The organism is Hymenobacter volaticus, assembly GCF_022921055.1.
GTDB lineage: Bacteria > Bacteroidota > Bacteroidia > Cytophagales > Hymenobacteraceae > Hymenobacter > Hymenobacter volaticus.
The window spans coordinates 3928815-3955353 of sequence record NZ_CP095061.1 but is presented as its reverse complement, the minus strand read 5'-3'; the positions used below and the strand labels follow the sequence as shown (position 1 = coordinate 3955353).

General features: G+C 50.7%; 21 protein-coding genes and 1 pseudogene. 10 read left to right on the top strand and 12 right to left on the bottom strand.

The genetic code is table 11. The features are described from left to right. Window positions 1-40: 40 nt before the first annotated feature. Window positions 41-508, bottom strand: coding sequence for a hypothetical protein (locus MUN86_RS17165; protein WP_245119274.1), 468 nt, complete (start codon window positions 506-508; stop codon window positions 41-43). A gap of 222 nt (window positions 509-730) precedes the next feature. On the opposite strand from MUN86_RS17165, the gene MUN86_RS17160 reads away from it, so the two are divergent. Continuing rightward, the gene (locus tag MUN86_RS17160) at window positions 731-1000 is read left to right on the top strand and encodes a hypothetical protein (protein WP_245119273.1); all 270 of its coding nucleotides are present in this window, start codon (window positions 731-733) and stop codon (window positions 998-1000) included. Between the two features lie 145 nt (window positions 1001-1145). Continuing rightward, window positions 1146-3752: a M14 family metallopeptidase gene (locus tag MUN86_RS17155; RefSeq protein WP_245119272.1), complete on the top strand. Its 2607-nt coding sequence runs from the start codon at window positions 1146-1148 to the stop codon at window positions 3750-3752. A 141-nt stretch (window positions 3753-3893) separates the two neighbouring features. Here the strand turns inward: MUN86_RS17155 and MUN86_RS17150 are convergent, their stop codons facing one another. The 4 genes and pseudogenes from MUN86_RS17150 to MUN86_RS17135 all read right to left on the bottom strand — a co-directional run bounded on the left by MUN86_RS17150 (window position 3894) and on the right by MUN86_RS17135 (window position 6798). Further along, window positions 3894-4211, bottom strand: a complete 318-nt coding sequence (locus tag MUN86_RS17150) for a hypothetical protein (protein ID WP_245119271.1) — start codon at window positions 4209-4211, stop codon at window positions 3894-3896. A 140-nt stretch (window positions 4212-4351) separates the two neighbouring features. After that, window positions 4352-4582, bottom strand: coding sequence for a hypothetical protein (locus MUN86_RS17145; protein WP_245119270.1), 231 nt, complete (start codon window positions 4580-4582; stop codon window positions 4352-4354). 125 nt (window positions 4583-4707) lie between these two features. Then, window positions 4708-5951 (bottom strand): annotated as a pseudogene (locus MUN86_RS17140) (S-adenosylmethionine:tRNA ribosyltransferase-isomerase). Window positions 5952-6096: 145 nt separating this feature from the next. Next, window positions 6097-6798, bottom strand: coding sequence for a class I SAM-dependent methyltransferase (locus tag MUN86_RS17135; RefSeq protein WP_245119269.1), 702 nt, complete (start codon window positions 6796-6798; stop codon window positions 6097-6099). 273 nt (window positions 6799-7071) lie between these two features. Between MUN86_RS17135 and MUN86_RS17130 the strand changes: the two genes are divergently transcribed. Beyond that, window positions 7072-7677 (top strand): hypothetical protein, encoded by a 606-nt coding sequence (locus tag MUN86_RS17130; protein ID WP_245119268.1) that lies wholly within the window; start codon window positions 7072-7074, stop codon window positions 7675-7677. A 145-nt stretch (window positions 7678-7822) separates the two neighbouring features. Further along, window positions 7823-8599, top strand: coding sequence for a hypothetical protein (locus MUN86_RS17125; RefSeq protein WP_245119267.1), 777 nt, complete (start codon window positions 7823-7825; stop codon window positions 8597-8599). Window positions 8600-8641: 42 nt separating this feature from the next. Here MUN86_RS17125 and priA read toward each other — a convergent pair whose 3' ends face one another. From priA to rpsF, 7 genes are all read right to left on the bottom strand, one after another. Beyond that, window positions 8642-11185 carry a replication restart helicase PriA gene (gene priA / locus MUN86_RS17120; RefSeq protein WP_245119266.1) on the bottom strand — a complete coding sequence of 848 codons (2544 nt, stop codon included), beginning with the start codon at window positions 11183-11185 and terminating at the stop codon, window positions 8642-8644. A 126-nt stretch (window positions 11186-11311) separates the two neighbouring features. Then, window positions 11312-12178 (bottom strand): thioredoxin domain-containing protein, encoded by an 867-nt coding sequence (locus MUN86_RS31820; protein WP_311181720.1) that lies wholly within the window; start codon window positions 12176-12178, stop codon window positions 11312-11314. Continuing rightward, complete coding sequence (locus MUN86_RS31815; protein ID WP_311181719.1) at window positions 12172-13347, bottom strand: thioredoxin domain-containing protein; 1176 nt, start codon at window positions 13345-13347, stop codon at window positions 12172-12174. The genes MUN86_RS31820 and MUN86_RS31815 overlap by 7 nt, the downstream gene beginning before the upstream one ends. Before the next feature lie 305 nt (window positions 13348-13652). After that, window positions 13653-15956: a GSCFA domain-containing protein gene (locus tag MUN86_RS17110; protein WP_245119265.1), complete on the bottom strand. Its 2304-nt coding sequence runs from the start codon at window positions 15954-15956 to the stop codon at window positions 13653-13655. Window positions 15957-16198: 242 nt separating this feature from the next. After that, window positions 16199-16642: a 50S ribosomal protein L9 gene (gene rplI, locus MUN86_RS17105; RefSeq protein WP_245119264.1), complete on the bottom strand. Its 444-nt coding sequence runs from the start codon at window positions 16640-16642 to the stop codon at window positions 16199-16201. 100 nt (window positions 16643-16742) lie between these two features. Continuing rightward, window positions 16743-16994: a 30S ribosomal protein S18 gene (rpsR, locus tag MUN86_RS17100; RefSeq protein ID WP_022822548.1), complete on the bottom strand. Its 252-nt coding sequence runs from the start codon at window positions 16992-16994 to the stop codon at window positions 16743-16745. Window positions 16995-17002: 8 nt separating this feature from the next. After that, on the bottom strand, window positions 17003-17380 hold the full coding sequence (rpsF, locus tag MUN86_RS17095) for a 30S ribosomal protein S6 (RefSeq protein WP_245119263.1): 378 nt from the start codon (window positions 17378-17380) through the stop codon (window positions 17003-17005). A 384-nt stretch (window positions 17381-17764) separates the two neighbouring features. On the opposite strand from rpsF, the gene MUN86_RS17090 reads away from it, so the two are divergent. The 6 genes from MUN86_RS17090 (at window position 17765) to MUN86_RS17065 (ending at window position 26495) form a co-directional block, all read left to right on the top strand. Further along, window positions 17765-19135 (top strand): c-type cytochrome, encoded by a 1371-nt coding sequence (locus MUN86_RS17090; RefSeq protein WP_245119262.1) that lies wholly within the window; start codon window positions 17765-17767, stop codon window positions 19133-19135. Between the two features lie 152 nt (window positions 19136-19287). Beyond that, window positions 19288-22326 (top strand): TAT-variant-translocated molybdopterin oxidoreductase, encoded by a 3039-nt coding sequence (locus MUN86_RS17085; RefSeq protein WP_245119261.1) that lies wholly within the window; start codon window positions 19288-19290, stop codon window positions 22324-22326. A gap of 105 nt (window positions 22327-22431) precedes the next feature. Then, window positions 22432-23889 carry an NrfD/PsrC family molybdoenzyme membrane anchor subunit gene (nrfD, locus tag MUN86_RS17080; protein ID WP_245119260.1) on the top strand — a complete coding sequence of 486 codons (1458 nt, stop codon included), beginning with the start codon at window positions 22432-22434 and terminating at the stop codon, window positions 23887-23889. Further along, on the top strand, window positions 23882-24406 hold the full coding sequence (locus MUN86_RS17075) for a DUF3341 domain-containing protein (RefSeq protein ID WP_245119259.1): 525 nt from the start codon (window positions 23882-23884) through the stop codon (window positions 24404-24406). Before nrfD ends, MUN86_RS17075 begins: the two co-directional genes overlap by 8 nt. Continuing rightward, window positions 24406-25170, top strand: a complete 765-nt coding sequence (locus MUN86_RS17070; protein WP_311181718.1) for a c-type cytochrome — start codon at window positions 24406-24408, stop codon at window positions 25168-25170. Before MUN86_RS17075 ends, MUN86_RS17070 begins: the two co-directional genes overlap by 1 nt. Further along, window positions 25170-26495 (top strand): quinol:cytochrome C oxidoreductase, encoded by a 1326-nt coding sequence (locus MUN86_RS17065; protein WP_245119258.1) that lies wholly within the window; start codon window positions 25170-25172, stop codon window positions 26493-26495. Before MUN86_RS17070 ends, MUN86_RS17065 begins: the two co-directional genes overlap by 1 nt. Window positions 26496-26539: the final 44 nt, after the last annotated feature.

Below are 26539 nucleotides of genomic sequence, written 5' to 3'. Positions count from 1 at the left end.
GAAAAGCTGGCTTTATTGGGGAGATGGTCACGGGCAAAACCTAATCTTCATCTTCTTCATCGTGATTGAAGTCCAACTCGGGAATCAACGCCAATGCTTCATGAATAACTTCGTCCATGAGGGGCTTGGTATCAGCATCGAGAGTGCGTTCGAAAAGGTGCAGTAGCTGCTCGCCTTCCTCGTTGACATAGAGGTTGGTGTAAAACTTGTCGAAAAGCTTGGCGTCTTTCTGAATGATAGAGTCGATTTCGGAGGTAGAACGGGCGCCGAGGGCACGATGTAGCACCGCGAGAACTTGCCGGCTTTCATCATGGTCGCCGAGGTCTGCCAGTAATTGCAGCAAACTCATGGCTACGCCCAAGCGCACTCGCTCGAAGCGAAAGGGTAACTCCGCTTTATTGGCACGCTCGAAATCGGTGTAGGCAGCTAGGGTAGCGGCGGAAAGGTAGCGGTTGGGTTCGGCCACGCGGCTAAAGGCAGTGCGTAGCAGTTCTTGGTAGGCAGACATGCGAGAGAAAAAAGAAACAGATCGGTCGACCGGTAACAGTCGTAGCTATATATTGGCGGAAAATCCAGACTAAACGGAGAAGGCCTGCAACTCCGTGCGGCAAAGGTACGATTGGAAACAACGGATGCGGATGCGGTGCAGAAGCAGTTCTGGGTTATCTTCGCTCGTTGTCTTGGTGACAATTCCACTCTGCACTCTCACCTATTCTATTCTTTTCCTATCATGACCCACAAGAAAAAATGGTTGTTGTTTGCCCCAAGCGGGCTAATGGTCATCGGCTTGGGCTCCTGCCTAGTGCAATGGGCGTCCGCAAAAAAGGAACGGGGCGAACCTACGACCAATTGGGTGGTAGCTGGCACCGTTGCTTTGTGTGTATTCAATGCGGGCGTGAGCTTATTTGGACGGGGCGTAGCGGAAAGCGTGCTATATCAAGTGCGCGAAAAAGAAGAAGAGGATACTTTGTTTGACTACAGCAACGTCCCACGTTTCTAAAGTAGCGACACAACAGCCTGATAGTTTTTAGAAGCCCGTTGGTTTAAACCGACGGGCTTTTTACACGCTATTGTCGGCTGCATCTGCCTTATTTGCACCGCATACTTCTTTGCTTGCTCCAACTTTTTCACTTTACCTTCCACTAATGTTTGAACTGTATTGGTCAGCAGTTGCCAGCCGTCTTCGGGCGCTGGTACTGCTCTTGCTGCTTCCGCTGACTTATCTACCGGGCGTTGCACAGCAGGTTTCAGCCACTGCCAACGAAGCCGGGCCACTCCTTACACCTAGCCAGTTTCTGGGTTACCCGCTCGGTAACCGCTTCACGCCTCACTCCGAACTACTACGCTACGTGGACCACGTGGTAGCCCATTCACCAGGACGGATGAAGCGTCAAGACTATGGGCAGACCTATGAAAACCGTCGGCTGGAAGTGGTGCAAGTGGCTACGCCCGACAACCTAAGCCGCCTCGACGAAATCCGGCGCAACAACCTGCGCCTCGCTGGACTTGAAAGCGGCACTAAGCAGCGGCAACAGCCCGCTATTGTGTGGCTCAGCTACAATATTCACGGTAACGAAGCCGTGTCGTCGGAGGCGGTGATGCAGGTGCTTTACGACTTAGCTGATCCAAAGAATACGCAGACCCAGGAGTGGCTGCAGAACACAGTTGTGCTGCTTGACCCCTGCGTGAACCCCGACGGGCGGGAGCGGTACGTGCAATGGTACAACCGTACCCGCGCTTCCATGCCCAACGCCTCGCCCTACGCCTGGGAGCACCACGAGCCTTGGCCCGGTGGCCGTTACAACCATTATTATTTCGATTTGAACCGCGACTGGGCGTGGCAAACCCAGCAAGAAAGCCGGCAGCGCCTCACGCTCTACAACCAGTGGCTACCCCAGGTCCACGCCGACTTCCACGAAATGGGTCCTGACGACCCCTATTATTTCTCGCCCGCAGCCAAGCCCTACCACGAGGACATAACCGACTTTCAGCGCAAGTTTCAAAACACCATCGGTGACTACAACCGGCAAGTGTTCGATAAAAACAACTGGCTCTACTTCACCCGCGAAACCTACGACTTGTTCTACCCGAGCTACGGTGACACCTATCCGTCGTTCAACGGCGCTATTGGCATGACTTACGAGCAGGGTGGTTCGGGCCGGGCCGGTATTCAGTACGCCAAATCCGACGGCGACACTCTGACGCTGGCCCAGCGCATTTCGCACCATCACGCCACCAGCCTGGCCACCATCCGGGCAGCAGCCGAGCGGCATGACGAGCTACTAACCGAGTATCAGAAGTATTTCGATAACGCTCGCACCAAGCCTCGTGGTCCTTATAAGGCGTTTGTAGTGGCCGGAGCCGGCGACCCTGGTCAGCTACGGGCCTTCACCGACTATTTGGAGCGTCAGCAGATTCAGTACGGCTATGCGCCGCGCCGGCTGCGCACTCGTGGTTTCAACTACGTCTCGGGCAAGGAAGAAGGCGTGCAAGTGGAAGCCAAGGACATAGTGGTAAGCATGTACCAGCCGAAGTCAACGTTGGTTAAGGTGCTGTTCGAGCCCCGCCCGGCGCTAGAGGACTCACTTACCTATGACATCACAGCGTGGGCTCTGCCATACTCCTTCGGTCTGAAAGCGTATGCTCTGCGAGAGAAAGTAACAGCCGATAACGCGCAAGCAGCAAGCAAGCAGAGCCCGGGTGTTGTCAACCAACAGCCAACTGTTGACAAGCCTTATGCCTACGTAGCACGCTGGAATAACTTACAGGATATACGGTTTCTGAGTCGGCTGTTGCAGCAGCGGGTGAAGGTGCGGGTGGCCAGTCGGCCCTTCGAGTCGGAGGGGCAGAAGTACCAGCCGGGCACACTCGTTATTACGCGCACCGGCAACGAGGCTCTCGGCGCCCGCTTCGACCAATTAATCCGTGCCCAGGCTGATTCTGTCGGGGTACTCGTGCAAGCAGTGAAGTCAGGTTTCTCGACTTCCGGAGCAGATCTAGGTTCGGGCTATGTTCGCAGCATCGGCAAGCCCAATATTGCAGTAGTTACCGGAGAAGGTGTTTCGCCTTCGGCATTTGGGGAAGTGTGGCACTTCTTTGAGCAGCAGATTGGCTACCCTGTTACCGTGCTTGGAGCTGATTACCTTGGCTCGGTGCCGTTAAGTAAGTTTGATGTATTGATTCTGCCTGACGGTAACTACGAGGATATATACCCTGAGCGGAGCCTCGAAGCGTTGAAAGCGTGGGTACGGAGCGGTGGCCGGCTTATTGCGCTAGAAGGGGCAGCGGCTTTTCTCTCCGGCAAGAAAGACTTTCTGTTGAAAGCCAAGCCCGCCGATTCGGCTGCCAACAAGAAAGCCAGTCCTTACCGCTTGCTGCGCCCCTATGCCAGCGCCGAACGAGAGCAAATTGGGGAGCGAGTACAAGGTAGCGTCTACCGTGTGCAGCTCGACAACACCCACCCGCTAGCTTTCGGCTACGGCCCAACCTACTACGCCCTAGTGCGCGATACCCTCAACTACCGCTTTCTAGGAGAAGGCGGCTGGAACGTGGGTGTATTGAAGCGCGACAATTACGCCGCGGGATTCGCGGGACGCAAAGCACGCCGCAAACTCACCGATACCTTTGTACTTGGTGCTCAAGATATGGGCCGCGGTCAAGTCATCTACCTAGCCGACAACCCACTTTTCCGCGGATTCTGGCAGGGCGGCAAACTGCTATTCGGCAACGCGCTGTTCTTTGTAGGGCAGTAAACTGCGGCTTCCAAGGAAGAAATCTTATTCTTAAGCAAAACAAAAAGGCTTGCCAATTGGCAAGCCTTTTTGTTTTGTGTTGTAGATCTTCAGTTTACCACTGAAACCTGAATGTCTCGGCCTCCAGTGGAACTCGTAGTTCTAGTCAACTACGTCTTTGGCTTTAGTTTCTACAGCCTTAGCGCCTTTCTTCACAGCTTTGCCAGTTTTCTGGGCACCTTTTTTCACGACTTTACCGGTTTTTTGACCGGCATCCTTTACGTCTTCTTTGGTGTTGTGCACTTTCTCACCGGCTTTCGTACGGCCTGTGCGCGATTCAGTTTTTACCGTGCCATTGTCGCGTACTGTGGCAGTGGTCTTAGCACCGGTGGCGTCGTCTTTAACTACTACTTTATCGCCCTGGGCGAAGGCTGCGGTGGAGAAAGCTACAGCCGCGAGCAACATTAGGATCTTTTTCATGATTTGGGGAGGAGTTGGTTATCTGAACTCCGGTCCTTATACGAGTCCAGTGAAATAGGTTGCAGTAGCCCGCTTTTTCAACCAAAACCCCTTGGGCTGAAACGTCCAAGGGGTTTGCGGGCTGTTATACTGAGCTGTAGCTATGCGGCTTTCTTCGCCTTCATGTGGGCTTTGTGCACTTTCTCGCCAGCGGTGGTGCGGCCGGTTTTGTGCATGGTAGTGGTTTTGGCGGTGCCGTTCTCACGCGTCTCCGTCTTCTTCTCCGTCTTGGCTCCAGTGGCTTCGTTCTTCGAAGTGGTTTTCACTTCGTTTTGAGCGAATGCAGTAGCGGCGCAGGCTACAGCAACTAGGAGCAGGCTTACCTTTTTCATGGCTTCTGGAAATAGAGTTAGATGAGGCTGTCAAAATTGACAGAAGAAATCTAGCTTCTCACCCATGAAGAATGCATGAGAAAAATAGCCCCCTCACTAATTTGTTTGCCTACTAAGATTCGCCTCTATAATGCGCTAGGAAGCAGCAATGAACTGTCGCCGTAGCTCAGGAACCGGTACCCGTTTGCCAAAGCATGCTCATACACGCGGCGCCAGTCGGGGCCAAGCAGGGCGGCTACCAGCAGAAGCAGAGTGCTTTCGGGCTGGTGGAAGTTGGTTACCAACCCTTGTATCATGCGAAACTGATAGCCAGGCGCAATCAGCAGTTGCGTAGTCGCATGTAGGGCTGCCAATTGCTGTGCCTCCAGATACTCAAGGAGAGCCTGCAAAGCATCTGCAGTAGGAAGTTCGGAGCCGGGCGTGTAGGGCTGCCACTGGGCTACATGGGGCAATGTATCAGTTGAAAGCTGGCCATCGGCAGCTTGCACTCCGAGCCAATACAAACTTTCAAGAGTGCGCAGGCTGGTAGTGCCCACTGCAATCAATGGCCGCGGACGGTGAGCCAGCAGTTGGCGCAATACCTCTGCCTGCACCACAAATGGCTCGCCGTGCATAGCGTGGTCGGCCATGTGGGCGGCTTTTACGGGCTGAAAAGTGCCTGCTCCTACGTGGAGGGTCACGCGGGCTGTGGTTATGCCTCGTGCAGCAAGGTCAGCAACTACTGCATCCGAGAAATGCAGACCGGCAGTAGGAGCCGCTACCGCACCCTCATGCGTGGCATATACTGTTTGGTAGCGGACTGCATCGGCCTCCGTATCTTCTCGATTGAGGTAGGGGGGAGGGGCAGATGGCCAGCGCCGCGCAGCACTTCTGCAAATGGGAGGCTAGCCGGGTTCCACCTAAATCTAATAAGAGAATAGCCCTCGGCGGCCTCCACTCGTTCGGCGGTAAGCGTTGCTGCTTGGCCTCGGGCAGTAAAGTCCAGCGAAACGAGCCCACTTTTCCAGCGCTTGCCGTTCCCTACCAAGCATTTCCATACGCATTCCTCGGTTTGCTGCATAGCTAGCTCGATAGCGCTGTGCGGCGCTACTGGCTCCAAGCAGAATAACTCGATTTGTCCACCGCTTGGTTTGCGACAAAACAATCGGGCCTGTACCACTTTGGTGTCATTAAATACCAATAGCGTGTCCGTAGGCAGCTCTGTAGGTAAGCTGCGGAAAATTTGGTCGGTGATGTGGCCGCCGCGGTACACGAGCAGCCGCGAGTGGTCTCGGTCGGGCAGCGGCTCAGGCGCAATGCGCTCCACGGGGAGCGTATAGGTATAATCTTGGATGGAAAGCAGGCGTGGATCAGCAGCAGGAATGGGCATAGCCACAAAGGTAGATTACGAAAGTAGCCAGATCAGTAAGGAGCTGCGGATTCTTCGCAATACCTAAAACAAATACGGTCTGCTACACAGCAGACCGTATTTGAGTAAGAGCTTATTGTGCTAGAAGAGGGCGCAAGACCTAACCTCACGACTTCCGAAAAATCAGTAAATGTTGTTGGGGCAAGCTCTTAATGTTTTCCACGAACACCATTCCCAAGGCCTCCATTTCCTTGCGGGCTTGGGCTTCGGTCATCTTATGAATGCGCTTAATGGGCACATTGGGGTCTTCGCCACGGTACTCTACTAGCGCCACTCGCCCAGTAGGTCGCAATGAATTACGAATTGCGCGCATCATTTCGCGCGGATGATCAAACTCGTGGTAGGCATCTACAATGAGCACCATGTCAACGCTGCCAGCCGGCAGGTTTGGATCCTGCACCGTACCCAATATCGGCTGTACATTCTGCGCTTTGTTGGTTGCTTTGTGGTCGCTCAAGTATTTAATCATCTCGGGCTGTATGTCCACGGCCAATACCTTGCCCCGCGGCACCAAGGGACTAATACGAAAACTGAAATAGCCCGTACCAGCACCTATATCAGCCACTACGTCGGTAGGTTTCAGCTTTAGCTCGCGCAGCAACACATCAGTCCGTTCTTCTTCCTGCCGGTCGCCGCGTTCCAGCCACTCGGCACCTTCATGGCCCATGACATGCGCAATCTGACGACCCTGGTAATATTTGCCAATGCCGTTAGGGTCTTGGGGCGGGGCTGAGCGGTAACCGCTGGTGTCGGCTGGCGCCTCGACTTGATCAGCTTGGTCGGTTGAAACTCGGTGTTCTGCAACCATATCCGCGGAGCTTTCCATCGGAGTTTGAGTGCAAGCTGCTGGAAGCAAAAAGACAGAAAGTGTAACTGTCCGGAAGAAAGAAGAGTGAGACATAAGCACGAGTGCAAGTAAATCGTGTTTAAGTAAACATCCTAACTAGCAGAAGCGTTCGGCCTGCTTTAACGCCTCAACTACTGTTAGGCTGAGGAAACATTAGTGTTATTTTTTTCGCCTGTTTTTAGTCTGATGCGTAAAATTTGCGTTCTTCGACCATTCAAACATTCTTTCTTTCCTATGAAGCACCTTTTCAACATCCTTCCCAAATTGACGGCTATTGCCGCTGTAGCGCTGAGTATCAGCAGTTGCAACCGCGCTGAGTATGCTATGTTGCCAAAGACAACGCCTTACCACGCTACTTATGGCACTACCAAAACCGTTCCAGCACCAGCAGTTGCTAACGAAAAAGTAGTTGCTACCGAGGCACCAGCCGTTGAAGCACCAGCTGAAAACGCGGTAGTAGCGGCTCCAGCTGTAACTAGCCCTGCAACTACCCGCACGAAAGCTCCAGTTGCAGCAACTCCAGCGAAGGCAAAGACAGTTGAAACGGCTGCTACGCCAGCACCACGCAAGTTAAATTTGGTACAACGGTTAGCAGTTGCCAAGGTGCTGAAGCAGGTAGACAAGGCTACCGCAAAAGTTAAAATCAAAAAGAATAGCGAAGCAGCGGGTGCAAACCGTCTTGAAGGCAAGCTCCGGCAAGGTGTTATTTTGCTGTTGGCTGGTTTGCTGATCGAAATTCTAGGTGCTGCCACCGGCATCGGGCTGATTTATGTCTTAGGTGCTATCGTGGCCATTATTGGTTTAGTACTGATCATCCTATACCTGCTCGACGAGATATAGGCATCACATTCCTATATACTAAAAGCCCCGGTTGCAGAAGCAGCTGGGGCTTTTTGTTGTCGGTTGCCATGAGAATAGACATTTGTACATACTATATTATTGCAACTAATATATGTTTCTTAGTTCAAGCTTATTTCTGATACATATGAGACTCTATTTTAAATTAGGCGTGATTTCATTGCTCTTACTCAGCAGTTGTCAGAGTGCACGGTTTATAGTACCAGATGCCAATGAGTATGGTGTGCAGGCAATACAGAGGCCAACAGCCTCTACTGATCAAACACAACCAGTATTGTTGGCAGTGTTGTCAAAGAAAGAGAGCTCAGAGTCCCCTCAGTTATCAATGCAACACCAAAAGCCCATTGCAGCACTTCCTGTAGGTAGACTGCCTATGCTGTCTCCCGACACGTCCTTAAACAAAACGTTGCCTTTGGTTTTAAGTGGTAAATCCGATCCAAAAACTACCATTGTAAATAGCATTGGAGGCGCTGTGACGGCTACAGGCCTAGGGTTTATAATTGCTAGGGCTAGTGCCGATACCCCGCAAACGGAATGGGGGGGAATAAGCAAAGCTATGGGAGTATTGGGGGCTTTGTTAGTAGTATTAGTTGGAGTAGCGCTGCTCTTCTTTCAAGGAAAAAATGGTCGGCTACGCCGGTTGCGCGAGGCACGTCAAGCCGCTAAAAATCCTGTTGTAATGCCTCTCAGTGAAGATAGTAGCAAGTTGTATTCCTCTATGAGGTCAGCCGAGCACAGGGTTCATAGAAGTAAGTCAGGATTACAGCTGCTTGGTTATATCACAATGTATTCAGGTATTTTAATATTGGCATTAAGCTTACTTGGTGGCCCACCAATAGGTTTCCTTTTGGCAGGAGTAATCACTATATTATTGGGTTTGATACTGCTTGTAGCTGGCAGTTAGGTTCATGGTTAGAGCGACAAAAACACTCTCATCAGATGAGGTCTACATCGGGTCCACATCAGCCACGAAACGGGCTTGTTTGTAGTCCTTCTCGTCTTTCACCGCGTTGATTGCCGCCAGAATATCGGCTTTAGCAGACTTGAGAACGGTATGTTCACGGCTGAGCTTAATGGTGATTTCTTGCAGGTAGAAGTTACGGATGCGGAAGATGTAGGGTGCTTCTGGGCCAAGTACCGCCTCGCGGCCAAGCCGAGCTACTAACTCACCAGTAAGCAAGATGGCTGCCCGCTCGCAGGTAAGCTGATCCATGTGTTTTACCACAAGCCGAATAACACGCATAAATGGCGGGTAACCGTGCTCGCGCCGCTGCGTGATTTCGTAGTCGTAGAATTCCAGATAATCGTTGCGAATCACCTTGTCGAAGATGATTTGCTGCGGATCAGCCGTCTGAATAATGACTTTGCCTTTCTTGCCTTTGCGGCCTGCCCGGCCGCTCACTTGCACAAACATCTGGAAGGCCCGCTCGTGCGCCCGAAAGTCGGGGTAGTGAATGATGCTGTCGGCGTTGATGATGCCCACCAAACTCACATTAGCAAAGTCTAGACCCTTGGTCACCATTTGGGTGCCAACCAGGATGTTGGTTTTCTGCTGTTCGAAGTCGCCGATGATTTGCTGATAGGAGTTTTTGGCCCGGGTGGTATCCAGGTCCATGCGCTGCACGTTGGCGGCAGGCAGCATCACCTTCAGGTCGTCTTCTATCTTCTCGGTGCCAAAGCCAACGGGTTTGATATTGCGCGAGCCGCAAGCAGGGCATTCTACGGGCATACGGTCGTGGTAGCCGCAGTAGTGGCAGCGTAGCTCGTGGGCTTGTTTGTGGTAGCTCAAACTTACGGCGCAGTTCATGCACTTCGGAATCCAGCCGCAGTCTATGCAGTTGATGAAGGGAGAATAGCCACGCCGATTCTGAAACAAAATCACCTGCTCCTTAAGGCTGAGCTTGGTTTCCATAGCCGTTAGTAGCTCGGGCGTGAAGTGATTGAGCATCTTCTTTGCCTCCCGGCTCTTCCGCGTGTCGACCAGCTCAATTTCTGGCAAGCCGGCCTCGCCAAACCGCTTGGTGAGCGACACAAGCCCGTAGCGGCCAGTACGCGTTTGGTAGAATGTTTCAACGGCGGGCGTAGCGGAGCCTAGTAGCGTTTTGGCTCCCTGAAAATTGGCCATCATCAAAGCCACTTCTCGGGCGTTGTAGCGCGGGGCTGGGTCGTACTGCTTGTAGCTCGACTCGTGTTCCTCGTCTACAATCACTAACGCCAGATTATCGAACGGCAGAAACACGGCCGACCGCACGCCTATCACCACCTGAAACCGTCCTGATAGTACGCCATTCCAGACTTCCACCCGCTCGTTGTCCGAGAATTTGGAGTGATACACGCCCAAGCGGGAGCCAAATACCCGCATCAAACGCGTTACAATTTGGGCAGTAAGCGCAATTTCGGGCAGCAGATACAGCACTTGCCCACCACCATCCAAGGCGTTGCGGATAAGATCGATGTAAATTTCTGTTTTCCCGGCGCCTGTTACGCCGTGCAGCAGCACAATGTCTTTGGTATTGAAAAGACGCATTATCTCGTCGCGAGCCTCGGTTTGGGCTTCGCTCAAAGTGAAATGCATATTGGCCTGCGTGGCATCATCAAGCGGGAAGCGCGACACAATCACGTCGAACTGCTCCAATACGCCGTTTTTGATGAGCGTATTGACGGCAGAAGGGGAGAGATGCGGGGCCGACGTGAGGTAAGCCTTCTCGATGCCATTCTGGTTGGTAAATTCGTTTTGATATACGGGCACCTTCTGGAGGTAGCGCATCAGCACGTCAAGCTGTTTTGGGCGCGCTGCGAGTTGCGCAAACAGTCCTTCTAGCGCTGCTTCCGCTACAAAGTGATGCGCTAACCGCACCTTCTTCACCACTTTCGGTGCGTACTTATCGGCCATGTGCTCGAAAAGAAAGACCACGTCTTTCTGCATCAAGCTCTTGATAACCTTGTGAAATGAGGCAATACCAAGTAGTTCGCCGACTTCCGTAAAAGTTAGAGACTTGCCATCTTCGCCGGTACTCAGCGTGTCTACAATCTTTTCCTCTTGCTCGCTGAGCGGATACGGATTCTCCTCGCGTACGAAAGCCGGGTGCAACTGTACCCGTGACTCAGAGCTAAGCTTCAGCGCCGAAGGCAGCGCTGCATTAATCACCTCGCCCAGCGTACACATGTAGTAATCGGCGAGCCAGCGGAACAGCTGCAACTGTGGCTGCGTGACTACGGGAGCATCATCAATGAACTCCAGAATGTACTTCGCTTGATATTCCTTGGGCGGCGTTTCGTGCACGGCTGCCACAATACAGCTTAGCGTCCGTTTGGCTCCAAACTGCACAATCACGCGCCCGCCAATCACCACTTGGTCATTCAGCTCGTAGGGGACGCGGTAAGTGTAGAGCTTAGGCAGCGGCAACGGCAGAATCACGTCGGCAAACAACGTGACACGGTCGGCAGTGGGTTCTGGCTGCGGCTGAACAAAGTCGAACGTAAGACTCAAAGGAAAGCAATCTGAAAGCGGAAGGTAAAGATAGCAAGGTGGCGCTTGCGCTGTGCCCCTTCCGATAAAATCGTTGTGCGGAGCAGCTATATAGCCGACACAGAAGCTGACTGTGTAAGCAGTTCACTACATCTGGGTAAGAGCTTCTGCCACTGTATGCACCGGCTGCTGACAAGTATGGTTGAAGCAGACGTAAATTGTAGTCTTTCCATCGCGCGCCTCCCGGCCCCGAAGCAAAGGCAACTCGCTGGCGCTTTTCGTGCCGGCTAGTACCGCATTCGGTAGGTATTCGCGGCTTAGCTCCTCGCGTAATGCGGCCACGTCGGGTCCTACAATGGCAATTTCGGCAGTTGGCTTCAAATGAGTGGCATACAGCGCGGCCCAGTTAGTAAGGTGCTGCGGCTCCTGCACTACCAGCGCCTGAATATGGCGCAGCATAGTGGTAGCTAGCTCAGTATAACGGCTGTTTTCGAGGTGAAGCCCCAGCCGATGCAAGTTGTGCGCCATTACCGAGTTGGAGGCAGGTATTACATTGTCGAACAACTCTTTCTTGCGAGCAATGAGCTTTTCTTCGGTATCGTCGGTGTAGAAAAACTGTTCTTCTGCTGGGTCGAAAAAGTGAGCTAGCACGTATTCGGTCAGGCCTTCGGCCTCGTGTAGCCAGCTCTCTTGAAAAGTAGCTTCGTAGAGGCTAATGTAAGCCTGAATGACTAGCGCATAGTCTTCCAAAAAAGCGCTGATAGAGGCACGGCCATTCTTGTAGTTGCGGTAGAGGCCAGCTCCGTTGCGCAGCTTGTTCTCGATGAACTGTGCGTTCCAAAGTGCCAACGTTAAGAATTCAGGCTCACCAAAAGCTTGGTAAGCATCCAGCAGGCCTTGTAGCATCAACGCATTCCATCCAGTCAAAATCTTGTCGTCGAGGCCAGGACGGATGCGCTGGTTGCGGGCAGCCAGCAACTTCTGTTTCCAGCCTTCTACCAACGTAGTTACCACCTGGGGGTAAGCTGATGCGCCTCGGCAAAATCATTGTTGTAAGCGCGGCGATGCAGAATATTACGCCCATGTTCCCAGTTACCCAACGCGGTGCAATTGTAGTACTCGGCGGCCAACGGTTCTTCGTCGTCCAGAATTTCGCGCAGTTCTTCTCTGGTGAAAACATAGAATTTACCTTCCTCGCCTTCGCTGTCGGCATCAAGGGAAGAGAAAAAGCCGCCCTCCGGACTAGTTAGCTCGCGTTCCAGAAAGCTGATTGTATCGTACACAACCTCTCGATACAGCTCGTCATGGGTAACCTGATAGGCTTCGGCATACAAGCTTACTAGCTGTCCGTTGTCATAGAGCATCTTCTCGAAGTGCGGAACCAGCCAATTGGCATCGGTGGAGTAGCGTGCAAATCCACCGCCTACTTGGTCGTAGAGGCCGCCCCAAGCCATTTCTCGTAGCGTGAGGTTGATTTGCGCCAACACACGACGGCTACCGCTTAGCTGGTACGTGCGCAGCAAAAAACGCCAGATACTTGGCATTGGGAACTTGGGAGAGCGGTTCATACCTCCCAATTCTCGGTCAAATTTAGCTGCCAGATTATACACTAATAGCTTAAATTCCTCTTCCGAAAATCCTTGTGTAGCAGCTGGAATACGATATTTCTCTAGCTCACTGGCTTGCAACGCTTGCGCAAACTGCTCGGCTGAAGCGTCCAGCTGCTTTCGGTCCTCGCTCTGGTAGGCTTTGCCGATACTGGTTAGCAACTGCTTCCAGTTGCCTGGTGAGAAATAAGTGCCGCCGTAGAATGGCTTAGCTTCTGGGTTCAGAAATACGTTTAGCGGCCAACCACCCTGCACGCCCATTGCTTGCAAGGCTTCCATATATACTTGGTCCACATCTGGTCTCTCCTCTCTGTCCACTTTGATGCACACAAAGTGCTCATTCATGATGGCTGCAACCCCTGTATCCTCAAACGATTCACGTTCCATTACATGGCACCAATGGCAAGCTGCGTAACCGATACTGACCAATATCGGCTTTTGTTCAGCTTGGGCTCGGTTCAAGGCTTCTTCGCCCCACGAGTACCAGTCTACTGGGTTATGAGCGTGTTGCAGTAGATAGGGACTAGATTCTTGTGCAAGGCGGTTGGTAGAAGCAGGTTGCTGGGAAGCACTCATAGCAATCGGAGTGGTTGGAAAGACAAAACCCGGTCGTATGGGACCGGGTTTTAAAATCACTAGTATTTAGGATGCGTCAGGTGTTTCGTCGGGAGCCGTAGGCTTGCGGCGTGATGGCCGGGTGGGCCGTTTAGGCGCGACCGCTGGAGGCTCTGGAGTTGTAGCTGCTGGTTTTGCTGCAGGTTTGCGTCGCCGTGACGATGGAGTAGGCTCTGGCGCTTTAGTATCAGGAGCTGGCTTTTCAGCAGGTTTCCCTTTTTTGCTTGTCTTCGGGGCTGGTTTGTTTGTTTCAGTCGTTGCAGCTTCTACTGGTGTAGGTTGGTCGGTAGAAGCATTTTTCTTTGCTTGAGAGCGTGCTGGCCTCCGTCGCGGTTTCGGCGGCACTGAGACTGCCGGAGCAGATTCCGAGGAAGCTTCTTCTGGGGTAGTTTCAGCGATTGGTGCCGGCGTAACTTCCTCGTTAGCTTGTGCTGGAGCGGGTGCTGCTTCTGTCGCAGGCACCACCGCGTCGGATGCTGGACTTGCAACTGCCGACTGAATGGAATCTTCTGCTTCAGCTGGTGGTAGGGGAGGGCTTGTTTTGTGCTAGCTAGCTCGCGGTTGAGCATAGCGTGTCCGGAAGCACTTAATCGACCAGACGCTCCCGTTCCTTTCACCGGTGGAATAGCGCTGATAACCGGCACTACTGGTACAGGCGGCTGAGAAGCTGGAGTTTGTGACGGCGTTGAGGCATCAGGGGCAGTAGAAGCCAGTGCTGTAGGTGCATCAGAATCAGGCGCTGCTTCTGCAGGTGTTGTCTCTGACGAAGTCACTGGAGCCGGCTGCGTCTCTGGTGGAGTAGCATACAGTGTCTTGATCCGTGAATCAGGCCGGCGTGGTTTGCGTAGGGCAGCAGCCCGTACCTCGCTGGCTGAGCGGCCTGTACGGACTGGCCGTTGCAAGCCGGAAGAAACTGCAGGGGCTGCCGGTTCAACCGGGTCTGGTTGATCAACGGCTGGTAGAGTAAGTTCCGGGGAAACTGCCTCCACTGTAGGCTCAACGATAGTATCGTCTGCTACAACTGGTTCACTAGCGTCAGGAGCTAATAAATTAGGGTCAGTTGGAATGCCTGTTGCTTCCGAAACTACTTCAGTTAAATGCTTACCACGCCCTCTGCCTCGGCGCGAAGCACGCTTCCGACGCTCCACAGCCGTTTGCAAGGGTATATCAGGGTCGAGGGTTATAGTAACGGCCGAAGACGTATCAGTTTCTTCCGCCGCTAATTCTTCAACTTTTATTTCTGATTCAGCTACAATAGCTGCTTCGCTAACAAGAATTGTGGTTCCAGCAGCTAGTGCGGCCGCCTCCTCTGCTAACCGGGCGGCATGCTTCTTCTTATTCCGCTTTGCTCCGCCTCGGTTACGACGCTTTTTCTTGGGTTGCGACAATTCTTCCATGGTTTCTACCATGGCTTCTGCATCACTTAATTCTTCTGTTTCCTCAGGTTCTACTTCAACTGCGTCACTGATTGCCTCTATCAGTGCGGTGTGCTCTGCAGCTACGAGTGATACAATAGGCGCCTCTTCACCTATATCAATGCGTTCCTCATCGTCTTCCAATTCCGGTTCTGGTGCCGGTGTTGGCTTCGGAACCGGCAGATTCTGTATCTGCTTACGAATCTCTAGAATTTCCATGCGCATATCGGCCTGCCTGGAAAGCCTTTCTAGGCGCTCCAACGTGCCGACTAAAAACTGGCGATGCTCAGGAGCAGCCGGATACAGTGGCCGATGATTCAGCGCTTGCCGCACCGACTCCCATTCCTTACGGAACCGACCAAACTCTACGTCGAAGTAGGTTCGCGCAAACCGTTCCCATATGTAATCTTCTGCTACCGACGATGGATGCAGCATATCTGCCGCATAAAAGCGGTAGTCTCGCAAATCATCTAATAGTAGTTCGTACGCCGGAAAATATGATACATCGGGCAGCAACTCACTTAAATAATGGCATGCTACCCGCAATACCGATTTACTAACTGCATTGAGTGGCAACGTATCCTTTAGATGGCGTACTGGACTTACTGTAAGCACAAAGCGCAACTTAGGATTTCGCAAGCGCAGATATGCATGCGTTTCCGCTACAGCGTTAATAATTTCATCAGGAGTCAGTAGTTCCTTACTGAATTTTTCGGCTGGCACTTTATGACAGTTGCTTACCAATTCGTCCGTTTCTTTTAGCCGATAAGCCCATGCTGTACCTAATGTCAGTACCACCACATCGGCAGTGGCCAGAAATACACCGGTGTCTCGCGAGAGTTGCTGGATGTTTTGCAAAAGCTCTACCGGCGAATCGGCCCCAACGGTAGCATGAAAATCATAGCTCTGCCAGCGGCCGCGTGCTTCCACCAAGTGCTGTTGCCAATCCATTTCTTCGCCAGCCGCTGCACGTAGTAGCTTGCATGCAGACATCGGGTTGAACAAAGTGCCGAACGGATTAACTAGCGTATATACTTTGGTATCTGCTAATCGACTCCCGATGGTGTCAGAAAAGCAGGAGCCAATAGTTAGCACACGTGCCGAAAGAGGCAATTGGTGCGGAGCGGGAATAAGAGGTAATTCAGTGCGGAACATTCCAAACAGATACGGCAAAAAAAAGCCAACGGACAGGCAACCTACTCAACATCGTGCGTTCAGCCAAAAAGTGGCTTCCTGAAACACAACACAAAAGTTGCTGCCATGATATATAAGCTACTTAATAGGTATATAACACGCCACACAAAGTATTCCGAATAATTTAGGACGTCGCCTAAATTATTGAATCAAAAAAGCCCGACTGTCATGACAGCCGGGCTTCCTTGTTAGCATTGGACAGCTTACTCAGCTACCACGTTGAAACGCACTTTGTGCTTCACTTCACGGTGCAGATCCACAGTTGCGGTATACTCACCAACCGAACCGGGCTCTTGATCGAAGGAGAGACGCTTGCGCTCTACATCGATACCTTTAGATTTCAGAGCCTCAGCAAGCTGAAGCGTCGTTACGCGGCCAAAGATCTTGCCGCTCTCACCCACCTTAGCAGGAATTTCGAGTACTACGTCACCAATTTTATTGGCAATAGCTTGCGCATCGCCTTTAACTTTGTCGGCCTTGTGAGCGGCCTGACGGATGTTCTCAGCAACAATTTTCTTGTTGGTCTTATCAGCCAAAATGGCCAAACCTTGCGGGAGCAGATAGTTGCGACCGTAACCTGGCTTCACCTTTACAGTGTCGTTCTTGTAGCCCAGGCCCTTTACGTCGTCTTTCAGAATTACTTCCATGATTTTTTAAGTGTTGATTGTCAATTGTTGAGTTACCGTTGGAAGTGGGACCAAGAGAGGCCAGCCACTTGACAAGCAGCAATCAACAACCAGCAATCATCTATTTCAAAGAGTCAGTTACGTAAGGCATGAGGGCCAAATGACGAGCTTTCGCTACAGCTTGGGCCACTTTACGCTGGAACTTCAGGCTAGTGCCAGTGATACGACGGGGCAGAATCCGGCCTTGCTCGTTCACAAACTTCAGCAGGAAGTTCGGGTCCTTATAATCAACATACTTGATGCCGTTCTTTTTGAAGCGGCAGTACTTCTTGCGGGTATCCTGCTTGTGGATACGTTCGTTGGCGAGGCTCATGGTTTAAATTACTGGGCTACGGCTTCCGATTGTTTTTGGGCTTTCTGCTGATTCATCTCTCCGTTACGGCGGCGCTGGCTGTAGGCTACAGCGTGCTTGTCCAAAACGGTAGTGAGGAAACGGATTACCCGCTCGTCCCGACGGAACGCGAGTTCCAGCGTGTCCACGATGTTACCCGAGCCAGTGAACTCCACGAGGAAGTAGTAGCCCGTATTTTTTTTCTGAATAGGATATGCCAATTTTTTTAGGCCCCAAGCTTCAGAGTTGATGATGTCGGCGCCATTTTCCTTAAGCACCTGCGAGAACTTCTCGACCGTCTCTTGCACCTGACCCTCGTTCAACACGGGAGTCAAAATGAAGACCGTCTCGTAATTTCTTACTTCCATTACGACGGGTAGAATTTGAATTGTGAAAAATTTAATGAGCCGGCAAAGATACGACTTTTCCATTATGAGTCTTACCGCACACAACAAAATATTTACTTGAAATTAGTTCTTAACAATTTGGGCATCAGGAAGCAAACCTTCCCGTTATAGAATAGGTTAGCTAAATGGCAAGCCGCTGTAGCTGGTAGAATGAGGGAAAGCGAAGCTGGACTGCTGGATGATACCTATAGTACTAAGGTGTTGTCAATACTTTTTAGAATGCTTCTAAGCAAGGTTAGATAGGCGAGAATTAGCCTAAATGGGTTTGTTCTCTACGATTCCTGACCTACATTTGTGGCCTTGAAGCACCCCCTCGCGTTTCTTTCCTTATAGTAAAATTGTGCTATGAATAGCATTCGCTTTCGTTCCATTCCACACCTCTTTCTAGCTCTGTTTCTGACTTTTGCCGCCGTTGAGACCTCTTCGGCCCAAGGTGAAGTTGGTGCGGCTCCGGCCGTGAGCAAGGATGGAGTAACTCCCGGCAGCTCAAATGCCGGAACACCAGCCGCTGCCGTGGCACCTGCCGCTGGAGCAGCCCCTGGCACCGGTGGCGGTGATGCCGCCGCTATTGCCGCTGGCGATGCTCTGTTCAAAAATAACTGTGCTCAATGCCACGCCGTCAACGATGTAGTGGTAGGCCCAGCGCTAGCAGGTATCACTAAGCGTCGCCCAATTTCGTGGTTGATTCCATGGATCAAGAATTCTAGCAAGGTAGTAGCCAGCGGCGACGACTATGCTGTGAAGCTCTTCAACCAGTATCAGAAGCAGCAGATGCCTAGCTTCCAGCTGTCTGATCAAGAAATTACCTCCATTGTAGCTTGGGTAACTTCTCAAGAAGGTTCAGGGGCATCTGCCACGGGTGGTGGAGCCGGGACCAACAAAGACAATCCAGCCACCGATACTAAACTCGGTGAAGGTGGTGAAGGGGCCGGTGCTGGTCAGTATGCTGACATCTTGCTCATTGTATTAGTAGTAGTACTGATAGTACTAGTAGTGACGCTGGTTATTATCGCCAACATCATGAAGGATGTGCTGCGTGGTCGGAAGGACCTAGATGGCCGTGATGTTGAGATTCTAGAGCAGCGTTTCGATTGGAGCAAGCTTTACAAGTCGTCGGCTATCCGCATCGGAGCTGGTGTTGTGTTCACGCTCGTGTTATTATATGAATCAGTGCAAGGCGCTATGGGTATTGGTTTGATGCAGGGCTACCAGCCTACGCAGCCGATTGCCTTCTCGCACAAGCTGCACGCAGGTGAGCATCAAATCAACTGTGCTTATTGCCACACTTCTGTGTACAAGAGTAAGTCAGCTAACATTCCTTCGGCTAACATCTGTATGAACTGCCACTCGCAGATCAAAACAGAGTCGCAGGAAATCAAGAAGATTTACCGGGCTATTGAGCGCAAGCAGCCGATTCAATGGGTGCGTGTGCATAACCTACCTGACCTAGCTTACTTCAACCACTCGCAGCACACGCAAGTAGGAGGTATTCAGTGCCAGACTTGCCACGGTCCTATCCAGAATATGGAAGTGGTATACCAATATTCGCCATTGACGATGGGCTGGTGCATCAACTGCCACCGCGAAACCCCTCTCAATACCAAAGGCAACGCATACTACAATAACTTGGTGAAGTTGCACGACCAAGCTAATGGGGGCGCACCTTTCACAGTATCATCAAACGGTGGTACGGAATGCTCGAAGTGCCACTACTAATGTTGGTAGAGCCAGCCAAATACTGCAAAAATAATTTGCTGGTTTAGCTGGCTCATAAAACGTAAGCTCTTACAATAAGCCTTAAAACTTGGGATCAAACACAGAGCACTATCTGCGCTCTACTAGCCCAAGACCCTAAGTCCCCATAACAAATGCAAGAATCGCCCAAGTACTGGAAGGGAATTGAGGAATTAGAGAACTCGCCGGAGTTTGTGAAAAACGCGTTTAGCGAATTCTCGGACTTTCTGCCCGTAAAAGAATCACATGCATCTTCGGATGCTTCTGCAGCGCCACGTCGTGACTTCCTTAAGCTAATGGGCTTTGGCATTGCGGCTGCTACGTTAGCTAGCTGCGAAGCACCTGTTCGGAAGGCTATTCCTTATTTGAATAAGCCTGAGGAAGTAGATCCAGGCATCGCCAACTTCTACGCCTCCACTTACTTCAACGGCACTGATTACAACAGTGTCTTAGTAAAGACTCGTGAGGGTCGGCCAATTAAGTTAGAAGGTAATCCCGAGTCGCCAATTACGCGTGGCGGTTTGTCGGCACGGGCGCAGGCTTCTGTACTGAGCCTCTACGATAAGGCACGTCTGCAGAGCTTTGCCATTAAAGGAAAAGTTGCTCAGAAAGATCAAGTAGACCAGGAAATTCGCACTAAGCTAGCTGCTGCGAAAGGTCGAATTGCTATTGTTTCGCCAACTGTTATCAGCCCATCAACCAAAAAGGTTATCGCTGATTTTGCTGCGCGTTACCCGAACACAGAGCACGTAATGTATGATGCTAATTCGCAGTCAGCATTGCTACGTGCGAATGGAGGAGTACTACCTGCTTTCGATTTCAGTAAAGCGGACGTAATTGTTAGCCTAGGAGCTGATTTCTTAGGAACCTGGATTTCTCCGGTTGAATACGCTCCTCAATATATCACCAACCGTAAAGTTTCGAGTGAGAGACGGCGAATGTCGCGTCACTTCCAGTTCGAGACGATGATGACGCTGACGGGTGCTAATGCTGACATTCGTGTGCCAATCAAGCCATCTGAAATGGGGGCCACTACATTGGCACTCTACAACGAGATTGTAGGCGGTAGCAGCAATACCACCAACAAGCAACTGAAGCAAGCGGCTGCCGAGCTAAAGGCTGCACGTGGCCGCAGCTTAGTAGTGTCGGGTTCCAATGATGTAGCTGTGCAAACGTTGGTAGCAGCTATCAATCAGAACCTAGGCAACGTTGGCACCTCTATAGACTTGACGAATGCTTCGTTGGTGCGTCAAGGAGATGACGCTCGGTTGCTACGTCTCGTAAATGATATGAACGCCGGCACTGTAGGAGCCGTCATCTTCTACAATGCTAATCCTGCTTACGATCATCCTCTAGCGGAGAAAGTGAAAAGCGGCATTGCTAAAGTGCCTGTAAGCATTTCTCTAAACGATCGGTTAGACGAAACTGGTTCGTTGTGCTATTATGCTTGCCCTGACCACCACTATTTAGAATCTTGGAACGATTACGAGCCAAGACGCGGATACTTGAGCCTGGCCCAGCCTGCTATTTCTCCTTTGTTTGGCACTCGTCAGGCACAAGACAGCTTACTCATATGGGCAGGAAATCCGCAGACATACTATAACTACTTGCGCACTTCATGGCGCGGTGTCTTGACTGGTGATTTCCAGAAAGGTTGGGACAAGGCAGTTCATGATGGTGTAGCGGTTGGTTCACTTTCTCCTGCAGTACAGCCTCAGGTAGCACCAGCCATCGAGGTTAATCAAGCCATTGCAGCTATTTCAGCTGCTCCTAAGCCTAGCGGCGTAGAGTTGTGCTTGTACGAAAAGGTAGGTATTGGTCCAGGCAGCTGTGAGGCTAACAATCCTTGGTTGCAAGAATTACCTGATCCTGTATCAAAAGCCACTTGGGGTAACTATGTAGCTGTTCCACGTGAGATGGCCTTGGCTAACAAGTGGGAACAGAATGACGTTCTTAAGGTGACTTCTAATGGAAAGTCCATAGAGCTTCCTGTTCTGATTCAGCCTGGTCAAGCTAAAGGCACTGTAAGCATCGCCATCGGTTACGGCCGTGAAAAGTCTGGTCGAGTAGGGGACAAGGTTGGTGCCAACGCTTATCCATTCGTTGGAGTGAGCCGTGACAATAGCCTCGTTTACACGGGTGAGGTGAAGTTGGAGAAAACTGGCGCAACCGCACCAATTGCCCAAACTCAGACTCACCATACCATCATGGACCGTAAGTCTGTGGTGCAGGAGGCTACTTTGGCCCAGTACATTAAAAACCCCAAAGAGGTAACGGAATACGAAACTATTTCTACTCCAGAAGGGCCTCAGAAGCCAAATAAGGTTTCACTGTGGCAGGATTACGAGTACAAAAATCACCACTGGGGTATGGCTATCGACCTCAATTCGTGCATTGGCTGCGGCTCGTGCGTGATTGGGTGTCAGGTAGAAAATAACATTGCAGTAGTAGGCAAGCAAGAAGTAATTAACCGTCGTGAAATGCACTGGTTGCGTATCGACCGTTATTATAGCTCAGATGCTCATAAAGAAGACTTCGAGACTAAGGGCAAGCTAGATACTTACGCTGCCATGGAAGATCCTTCGGAAAACCCATCGGTAATCTTCCAGCCAATGCTTTGTCAGCATTGCAATCACGCTCCTTGTGAAACGGTTTGCCCCGTACTTGCTACAACGCACAGTTCAGAAGGTCTCAATCAGATGACCTACAACCGTTGCGTAGGAACCCGCTACTGTGCCAACAACTGTCCTTATAAGGTTCGTCGCTTCAACTGGTTCTCGTACTATTCAAACGAGAAGTTCGAAGACGTAAACAACCACATGTTCTCGGATTTGGGACGTATGGTGCTGAACCCAGATGTAACGGTGCGGGCTCGGGGTGTAATGGAGAAATGCAGCTTCTGCGTACAGCGTATTCAGCTTGCCAAGCTGGATGCTAAGAAGCAAAAGCGCCGCCCTAAGGATGGAGAAGTGGTAACTGCTTGTGCTCAATCTTGCCCGACACAAGCTATTACATTCGGCGATTTGCGCGATCCAAACACTCGCGTTGCGCAAATCTGGCGTCGGGAGGATGGTGAGCGGGCTTTCAAAGTGATTGATTCTATCAACACTCAGCCTAACATCACGTACCTGACTAAGATTCGCAACAGAGACAAGTCGGAATTTAACGCCTAAGCCAGATTTGGGGTCTCAGGGACTTGGACCTCGGATTTCAAATTAGGCTAAGAAGAGAAGAAGTCCAGTTCCCGAGTTCCTAAACCCTACTAAACCAATAAATATATGCAGCACGTATCGCCTGTACGGGAGCCGCTCGTAACCGGGGGGAAAACGTACCATGACGTCACACAAGATATTTGCCGCCAGGTAGAAGCCAAACCCAACATCCGTTGGATGGCAGCCTTAAGCGTGGCGCTCTTTTTCCTCGGGATCTTTCTTTACTCTGTATACCGTACGCTTTGGTACGGCATTGGAGAGTGGGGACTTAACAAAACAGTGGGTTGGGCTTGGGATATTACCAACTTCGTATGGTGGGTAGGTATCGGTCACGCAGGTACACTGATCTCAGCTGTACTGTTGCTGTTCCGTCAGAAGTGGCGCTCGTCTATCAACCGTGCTGCTGAAGCAATGACCATATTCGCCGTAATATGCGCGGCTATGTTCCCTGTGCTACACATGGGCCGTCCGTGGTTGGCTTATTGGGTGTTTCCATTCCAAAACACATTCGGTTCGTTGTGGGTAAACTTCAACTCGCCGCTCCTTTGGGACGTTTTCGCTATTTCGACATACTTCACTGTATCATTGGTATTCTGGTACACCGGTCTAGTACCTGATTTTGCTACCATTCGTGACCGGGCTAAAGGTCCTATTGCTAAAGTAGCTTACTCGTTGTTGAGCTTCGGCTGGAAGGGATCGGCTAAACACTGGTCGCGCTACGAAACTGTTTCTTTGATCCTAGCTGGCGTTTCTACGCCGCTTGTACTCTCGGTACACACCATTGTATCGATGGACTTTGCTACTTCAGTAGTACCAGGCTGGCACACGACCATTTTCCCTCCCTATTTCGTAGCAGGTGCTATCTTCTCGGGATTTGCTATGGTACTCACCTTGATGCTTATCACGCGTGTAGTGTTCAAACTGGAAGATTACATCACGCTGGAACACATTGCCCTCATGAACAAAATCATGATGGTAACTGGCTCCATCGTAGGGGTAGCTTATATTACAGAGTTCTTCATTGCTTGGTATTCGCAAGTTGAATTTGAGCAGTACGCATTTATCAACCGTGCTACTGGTCCTTACTGGTGGGCTTACGCCTCGATGATGACTTGTAACGTTATCACTCCTCAGCTGGTGTGGTTCCGCAGAGTTCGTTACAGCATTCCTTTGACGTTCATCTTGTCTATTATCGTGAACATCGGTATGTGGTTTGAGCGTTTTGTGATCATCGTAACCTCTCTACACCGTGACTATTTGCCTTCGAGCTGGGTAATGTTCTCGCCTAGCATCATCGACATAGGCATCTATGTGGGTACGCTTGGTTTGTTCTTCACGCTATTCCTGCTCTTCGCTAAGTTCTTCCCTGTAGTAAACATGGCGGAGGTTAAGACTATCCTGAAATACACTGTTGACAACGGTCCAACTTACACTGGTATCCATGGTCACAGCGAACAAGCTCACCAACCTGCCACTCACGGTGTTCCAGCTTCGGCACCCGTAAACTACAACAAGCATGAGTAAGCGCTTTGCCCTCGGCATCTTTGAAGACGAGGACGTGCTATTGCACGCAATTGAAAACGTTCGGGAAGCGGGCGTAAAAATCTATGAAGTGTTCTCTCCGTTCCCAGTACACGGCATTGATGATGCTTTAGGAATAGAACGCTCCCGGCTACCTATTGCAGCCTTCTTTCTAGGTATGACTGGGTTAGCTTTTGCTTTGTGGTTGCAGATTTACACACTAGGCTTCGACTGGCCGATGATCATTGGTGGTAAGCCCCACATTGCCCTGCCTGCTTTCATTCCTGTGGCTTTCGAGTTGACAGTGTTCTTCACTTGCCACGGAATGGTTATTACATTCTACACCATTAGTAACCTTTATCCTCGCTGGAAAACACCAGTATTAGACGTGCGGGCCACTGATGACAAGTTTGTGATGGCTATTGAAATGAACGAGAAAACTGACTTGAACCATCTGACACAGTTGTTGCGCGCTAATGGCGCCTCAGAAGTGAACGAGAAAGAAATGTCTAAATTCTAATGACGCATTCGCTGAAATTAGGTCTGCAAGCGTCGGCTATCGTGTTTGCTTCGGTGCTCTCCACCGGGTGCAACCGTGCTGACGATCCTGGCCTCGAGTATGCTCCGGAAATGTATTACCCAATTCCGTATGAGCCACTGAAGCAGATGAATACCAACACCGTTAACCCAATGGGTCTTAACGAGCGTACTCCGGTAGTTGGTACTGTTCCACTAGGTAAGCTTAACTATTACTCACACATCCCAAAAGATAGTGTGGGGATTGCTGAGCGGACTTTAAAAAACCCTGCTCCTTATACCAAAGAAAACCTGCAAGAAGGCCAGACGCTATATACGCGTAATTGCCAGCACTGCCATGGTGAGCAAGGTGATGGCCAAGGTCCCGTTGCCGCTAAGTTCAAAGGTGTACCATCTTATTCAGCTGGTGCCTATAAGAACATGAACGATGGGCACATTTACCATGTAATTCAATGGGGTAAAGGCCGCATGATGCCACATGGTTCTCAAGTAGCTCCCGATGAACGCTGGAGAATTGCCATGTATGTACGCATGCTGCAACAAGGAAAGGGCCCAGAAGGAATGGCTGATTTCTTAAAAGCTAGAGGCCAAGATTCCGGCTTGTCTTCAGAATCTACTGATGGTCAAAACCAAGCTCCAGTTCAGGAAGCACAAGCTGATAAGGAGTCTGTAACACCCGGACAGGGCGGCGTAGAAGCAAGAAACGGAACCAATCTTTCAAGCGAAACGGCTAAACCGCAGAATTAATGGCAACTCTGACGCATCAAGAGAGCGTAACGGCGGAATACCTAGAGGTTTCGTCAAACACCCGCAAGAGATTCATAACTATAATTGTTGCTGGCGTCATTTTGCTAGTGATAGGGTTGATACTAGCTGCATTTGGCGGTGGTGAATCAGCTCATGAGGGTGCTGCAGCAGCACACGGGGCTACTAGTGCAGGGCATGAAGGCACTGCACATCATGGCAGTCCGCTTTGGGCAAAGCGCCTTCTAGTGAGTTTATGGCATAACAACGTGTTCTTCACTGGTGTATCCGTGATTGGCACTGTGTTTATGGCTATCCAATATGTAGCCTATGCTGGCTGGTCTGTTTTGATCAAGCGTATCAATGAGGCACTGAGTGCTTGGGTATTACCAGGCGGCGTTATCTTGGTTCTCCTTTTCGGCTTGAACCTCATTAACAACGACATTTTCCACTGGACGCTGCCAGGTATAATGACTAAAGGCAGCGCCACTTTCGATCCTATCATTGCAGGTAAGTCTGGCTTCCTAAGTGTTCCTTTCTACCTGATTCGCACCATTTCTTATATCGCAATATGGGTGGTGTTTACGAATAAGCTACGGACGTTGTCGTTGCAAGAGGATTTGAATGGTGGTACTGAGTACTTCCATAAGAGTATCACTGCTTCAGCTCTTTTCTTAGTTCTGTTTGCGGTTACATCCTCAATGGCGGCTTGGGACTGGGTGATGTCTATTGACACCCACTGGTTCTCTACCATGTTTGGTTGGTATGTATTTGCTTCTTGGTGGGTATCAGGTATTGCAGCTACTACGCTTTGTGTTATTCTGCTTAAGCAGGCAGGGTACTTGCGTTTTATTCAAGCTGGACACTTGCATGATTTAGGCAAGTTCATGTTTGGATTTAGCATCTTCTGGACTTACGTGTGGTTTTCTCAGTTCATGCTGATTTGGTACGCAAACTTGCCCGAAGAAGCAGTATACTTCAATCAGCGTTTGGGTGGATTCAATGGTCAATACACTTGGTTGTTTTTCTTCAACCTGCTCATCAACTTTGCTTTCCCTTTCTTAGTGTTGATGACGCGTGATGCTAAGCGGCAAATGATCATGCTTAAGATCGTTTGTATCGCCATTCTAATCGGCCACTGGTTTGATTTTTATTTAATGATCATGCCAGCAACTATGCAGGCCAATAATGGGTTTGTAATAGAGTTCGGGGTTGCACTTGTATTCTTGGGAAGCTTCTTGCTGTTGATGACTAAGCGTCTTTCTCAGGCTTCTCTGGTTCCTGTACATCATCCATTCTTGGACGAAAGCGTTCATCATACCACCTGATTTTTAGAGCTGAGATTGTGGAGCTTAAAGTTTAGATTATTTGT

What these genes read in the sequence shown, in the direction of transcription:
- MUN86_RS17165 (WP_245119274.1), bottom strand. Translation starts at nt 508, where the DNA reads ATGTCTGCCTACCAAGAACTGCTACGCACTGCCTTTAGCCGCGTGGCC.
- MUN86_RS17160 (WP_245119273.1), top strand. Translation starts at nt 731, where the DNA reads ATGACCCACAAGAAAAAATGGTTGTTGTTTGCCCCAAGCGGGCTAATG.
- MUN86_RS17155 (WP_245119272.1), top strand. Translation starts at nt 1,146, where the DNA reads ATGTTTGAACTGTATTGGTCAGCAGTTGCCAGCCGTCTTCGGGCGCTG.
- MUN86_RS17150 (WP_245119271.1), bottom strand. Translation starts at nt 4,211, where the DNA reads ATGAAAAAGATCCTAATGTTGCTCGCGGCTGTAGCTTTCTCCACCGCA.
- MUN86_RS17145 (WP_245119270.1), bottom strand. Translation starts at nt 4,582, where the DNA reads ATGAAAAAGGTAAGCCTGCTCCTAGTTGCTGTAGCCTGCGCCGCTACT.
- MUN86_RS17135 (WP_245119269.1), bottom strand. Translation starts at nt 6,798, where the DNA reads ATGGTTGCAGAACACCGAGTTTCAACCGACCAAGCTGATCAAGTCGAG.
- MUN86_RS17130 (WP_245119268.1), top strand. Translation starts at nt 7,072, where the DNA reads ATGAAGCACCTTTTCAACATCCTTCCCAAATTGACGGCTATTGCCGCT.
- MUN86_RS17125 (WP_245119267.1), top strand. Translation starts at nt 7,823, where the DNA reads ATGAGACTCTATTTTAAATTAGGCGTGATTTCATTGCTCTTACTCAGC.
- MUN86_RS31815 (WP_311181719.1), bottom strand. Translation starts at nt 13,347, where the DNA reads ATGAGTGCTTCCCAGCAACCTGCTTCTACCAACCGCCTTGCACAAGAA.
- MUN86_RS17110 (WP_245119265.1), bottom strand. Translation starts at nt 15,956, where the DNA reads ATGTTCCGCACTGAATTACCTCTTATTCCCGCTCCGCACCAATTGCCT.
- rplI (WP_245119264.1), bottom strand. Translation starts at nt 16,642, where the DNA reads ATGGAAGTAATTCTGAAAGACGACGTAAAGGGCCTGGGCTACAAGAAC.
- rpsR (WP_022822548.1), bottom strand. Translation starts at nt 16,994, where the DNA reads ATGAGCCTCGCCAACGAACGTATCCACAAGCAGGATACCCGCAAGAAG.
- rpsF (WP_245119263.1), bottom strand. Translation starts at nt 17,380, where the DNA reads ATGGAAGTAAGAAATTACGAGACGGTCTTCATTTTGACTCCCGTGTTG.
- MUN86_RS17090 (WP_245119262.1), top strand. Translation starts at nt 17,765, where the DNA reads ATGAATAGCATTCGCTTTCGTTCCATTCCACACCTCTTTCTAGCTCTG.
- MUN86_RS17085 (WP_245119261.1), top strand. Translation starts at nt 19,288, where the DNA reads ATGCAAGAATCGCCCAAGTACTGGAAGGGAATTGAGGAATTAGAGAAC.
- nrfD (WP_245119260.1), top strand. Translation starts at nt 22,432, where the DNA reads ATGCAGCACGTATCGCCTGTACGGGAGCCGCTCGTAACCGGGGGGAAA.
- MUN86_RS17075 (WP_245119259.1), top strand. Translation starts at nt 23,882, where the DNA reads ATGAGTAAGCGCTTTGCCCTCGGCATCTTTGAAGACGAGGACGTGCTA.
- MUN86_RS17070 (WP_311181718.1), top strand. Translation starts at nt 24,406, where the DNA reads ATGACGCATTCGCTGAAATTAGGTCTGCAAGCGTCGGCTATCGTGTTT.
- MUN86_RS17065 (WP_245119258.1), top strand. Translation starts at nt 25,170, where the DNA reads ATGGCAACTCTGACGCATCAAGAGAGCGTAACGGCGGAATACCTAGAG.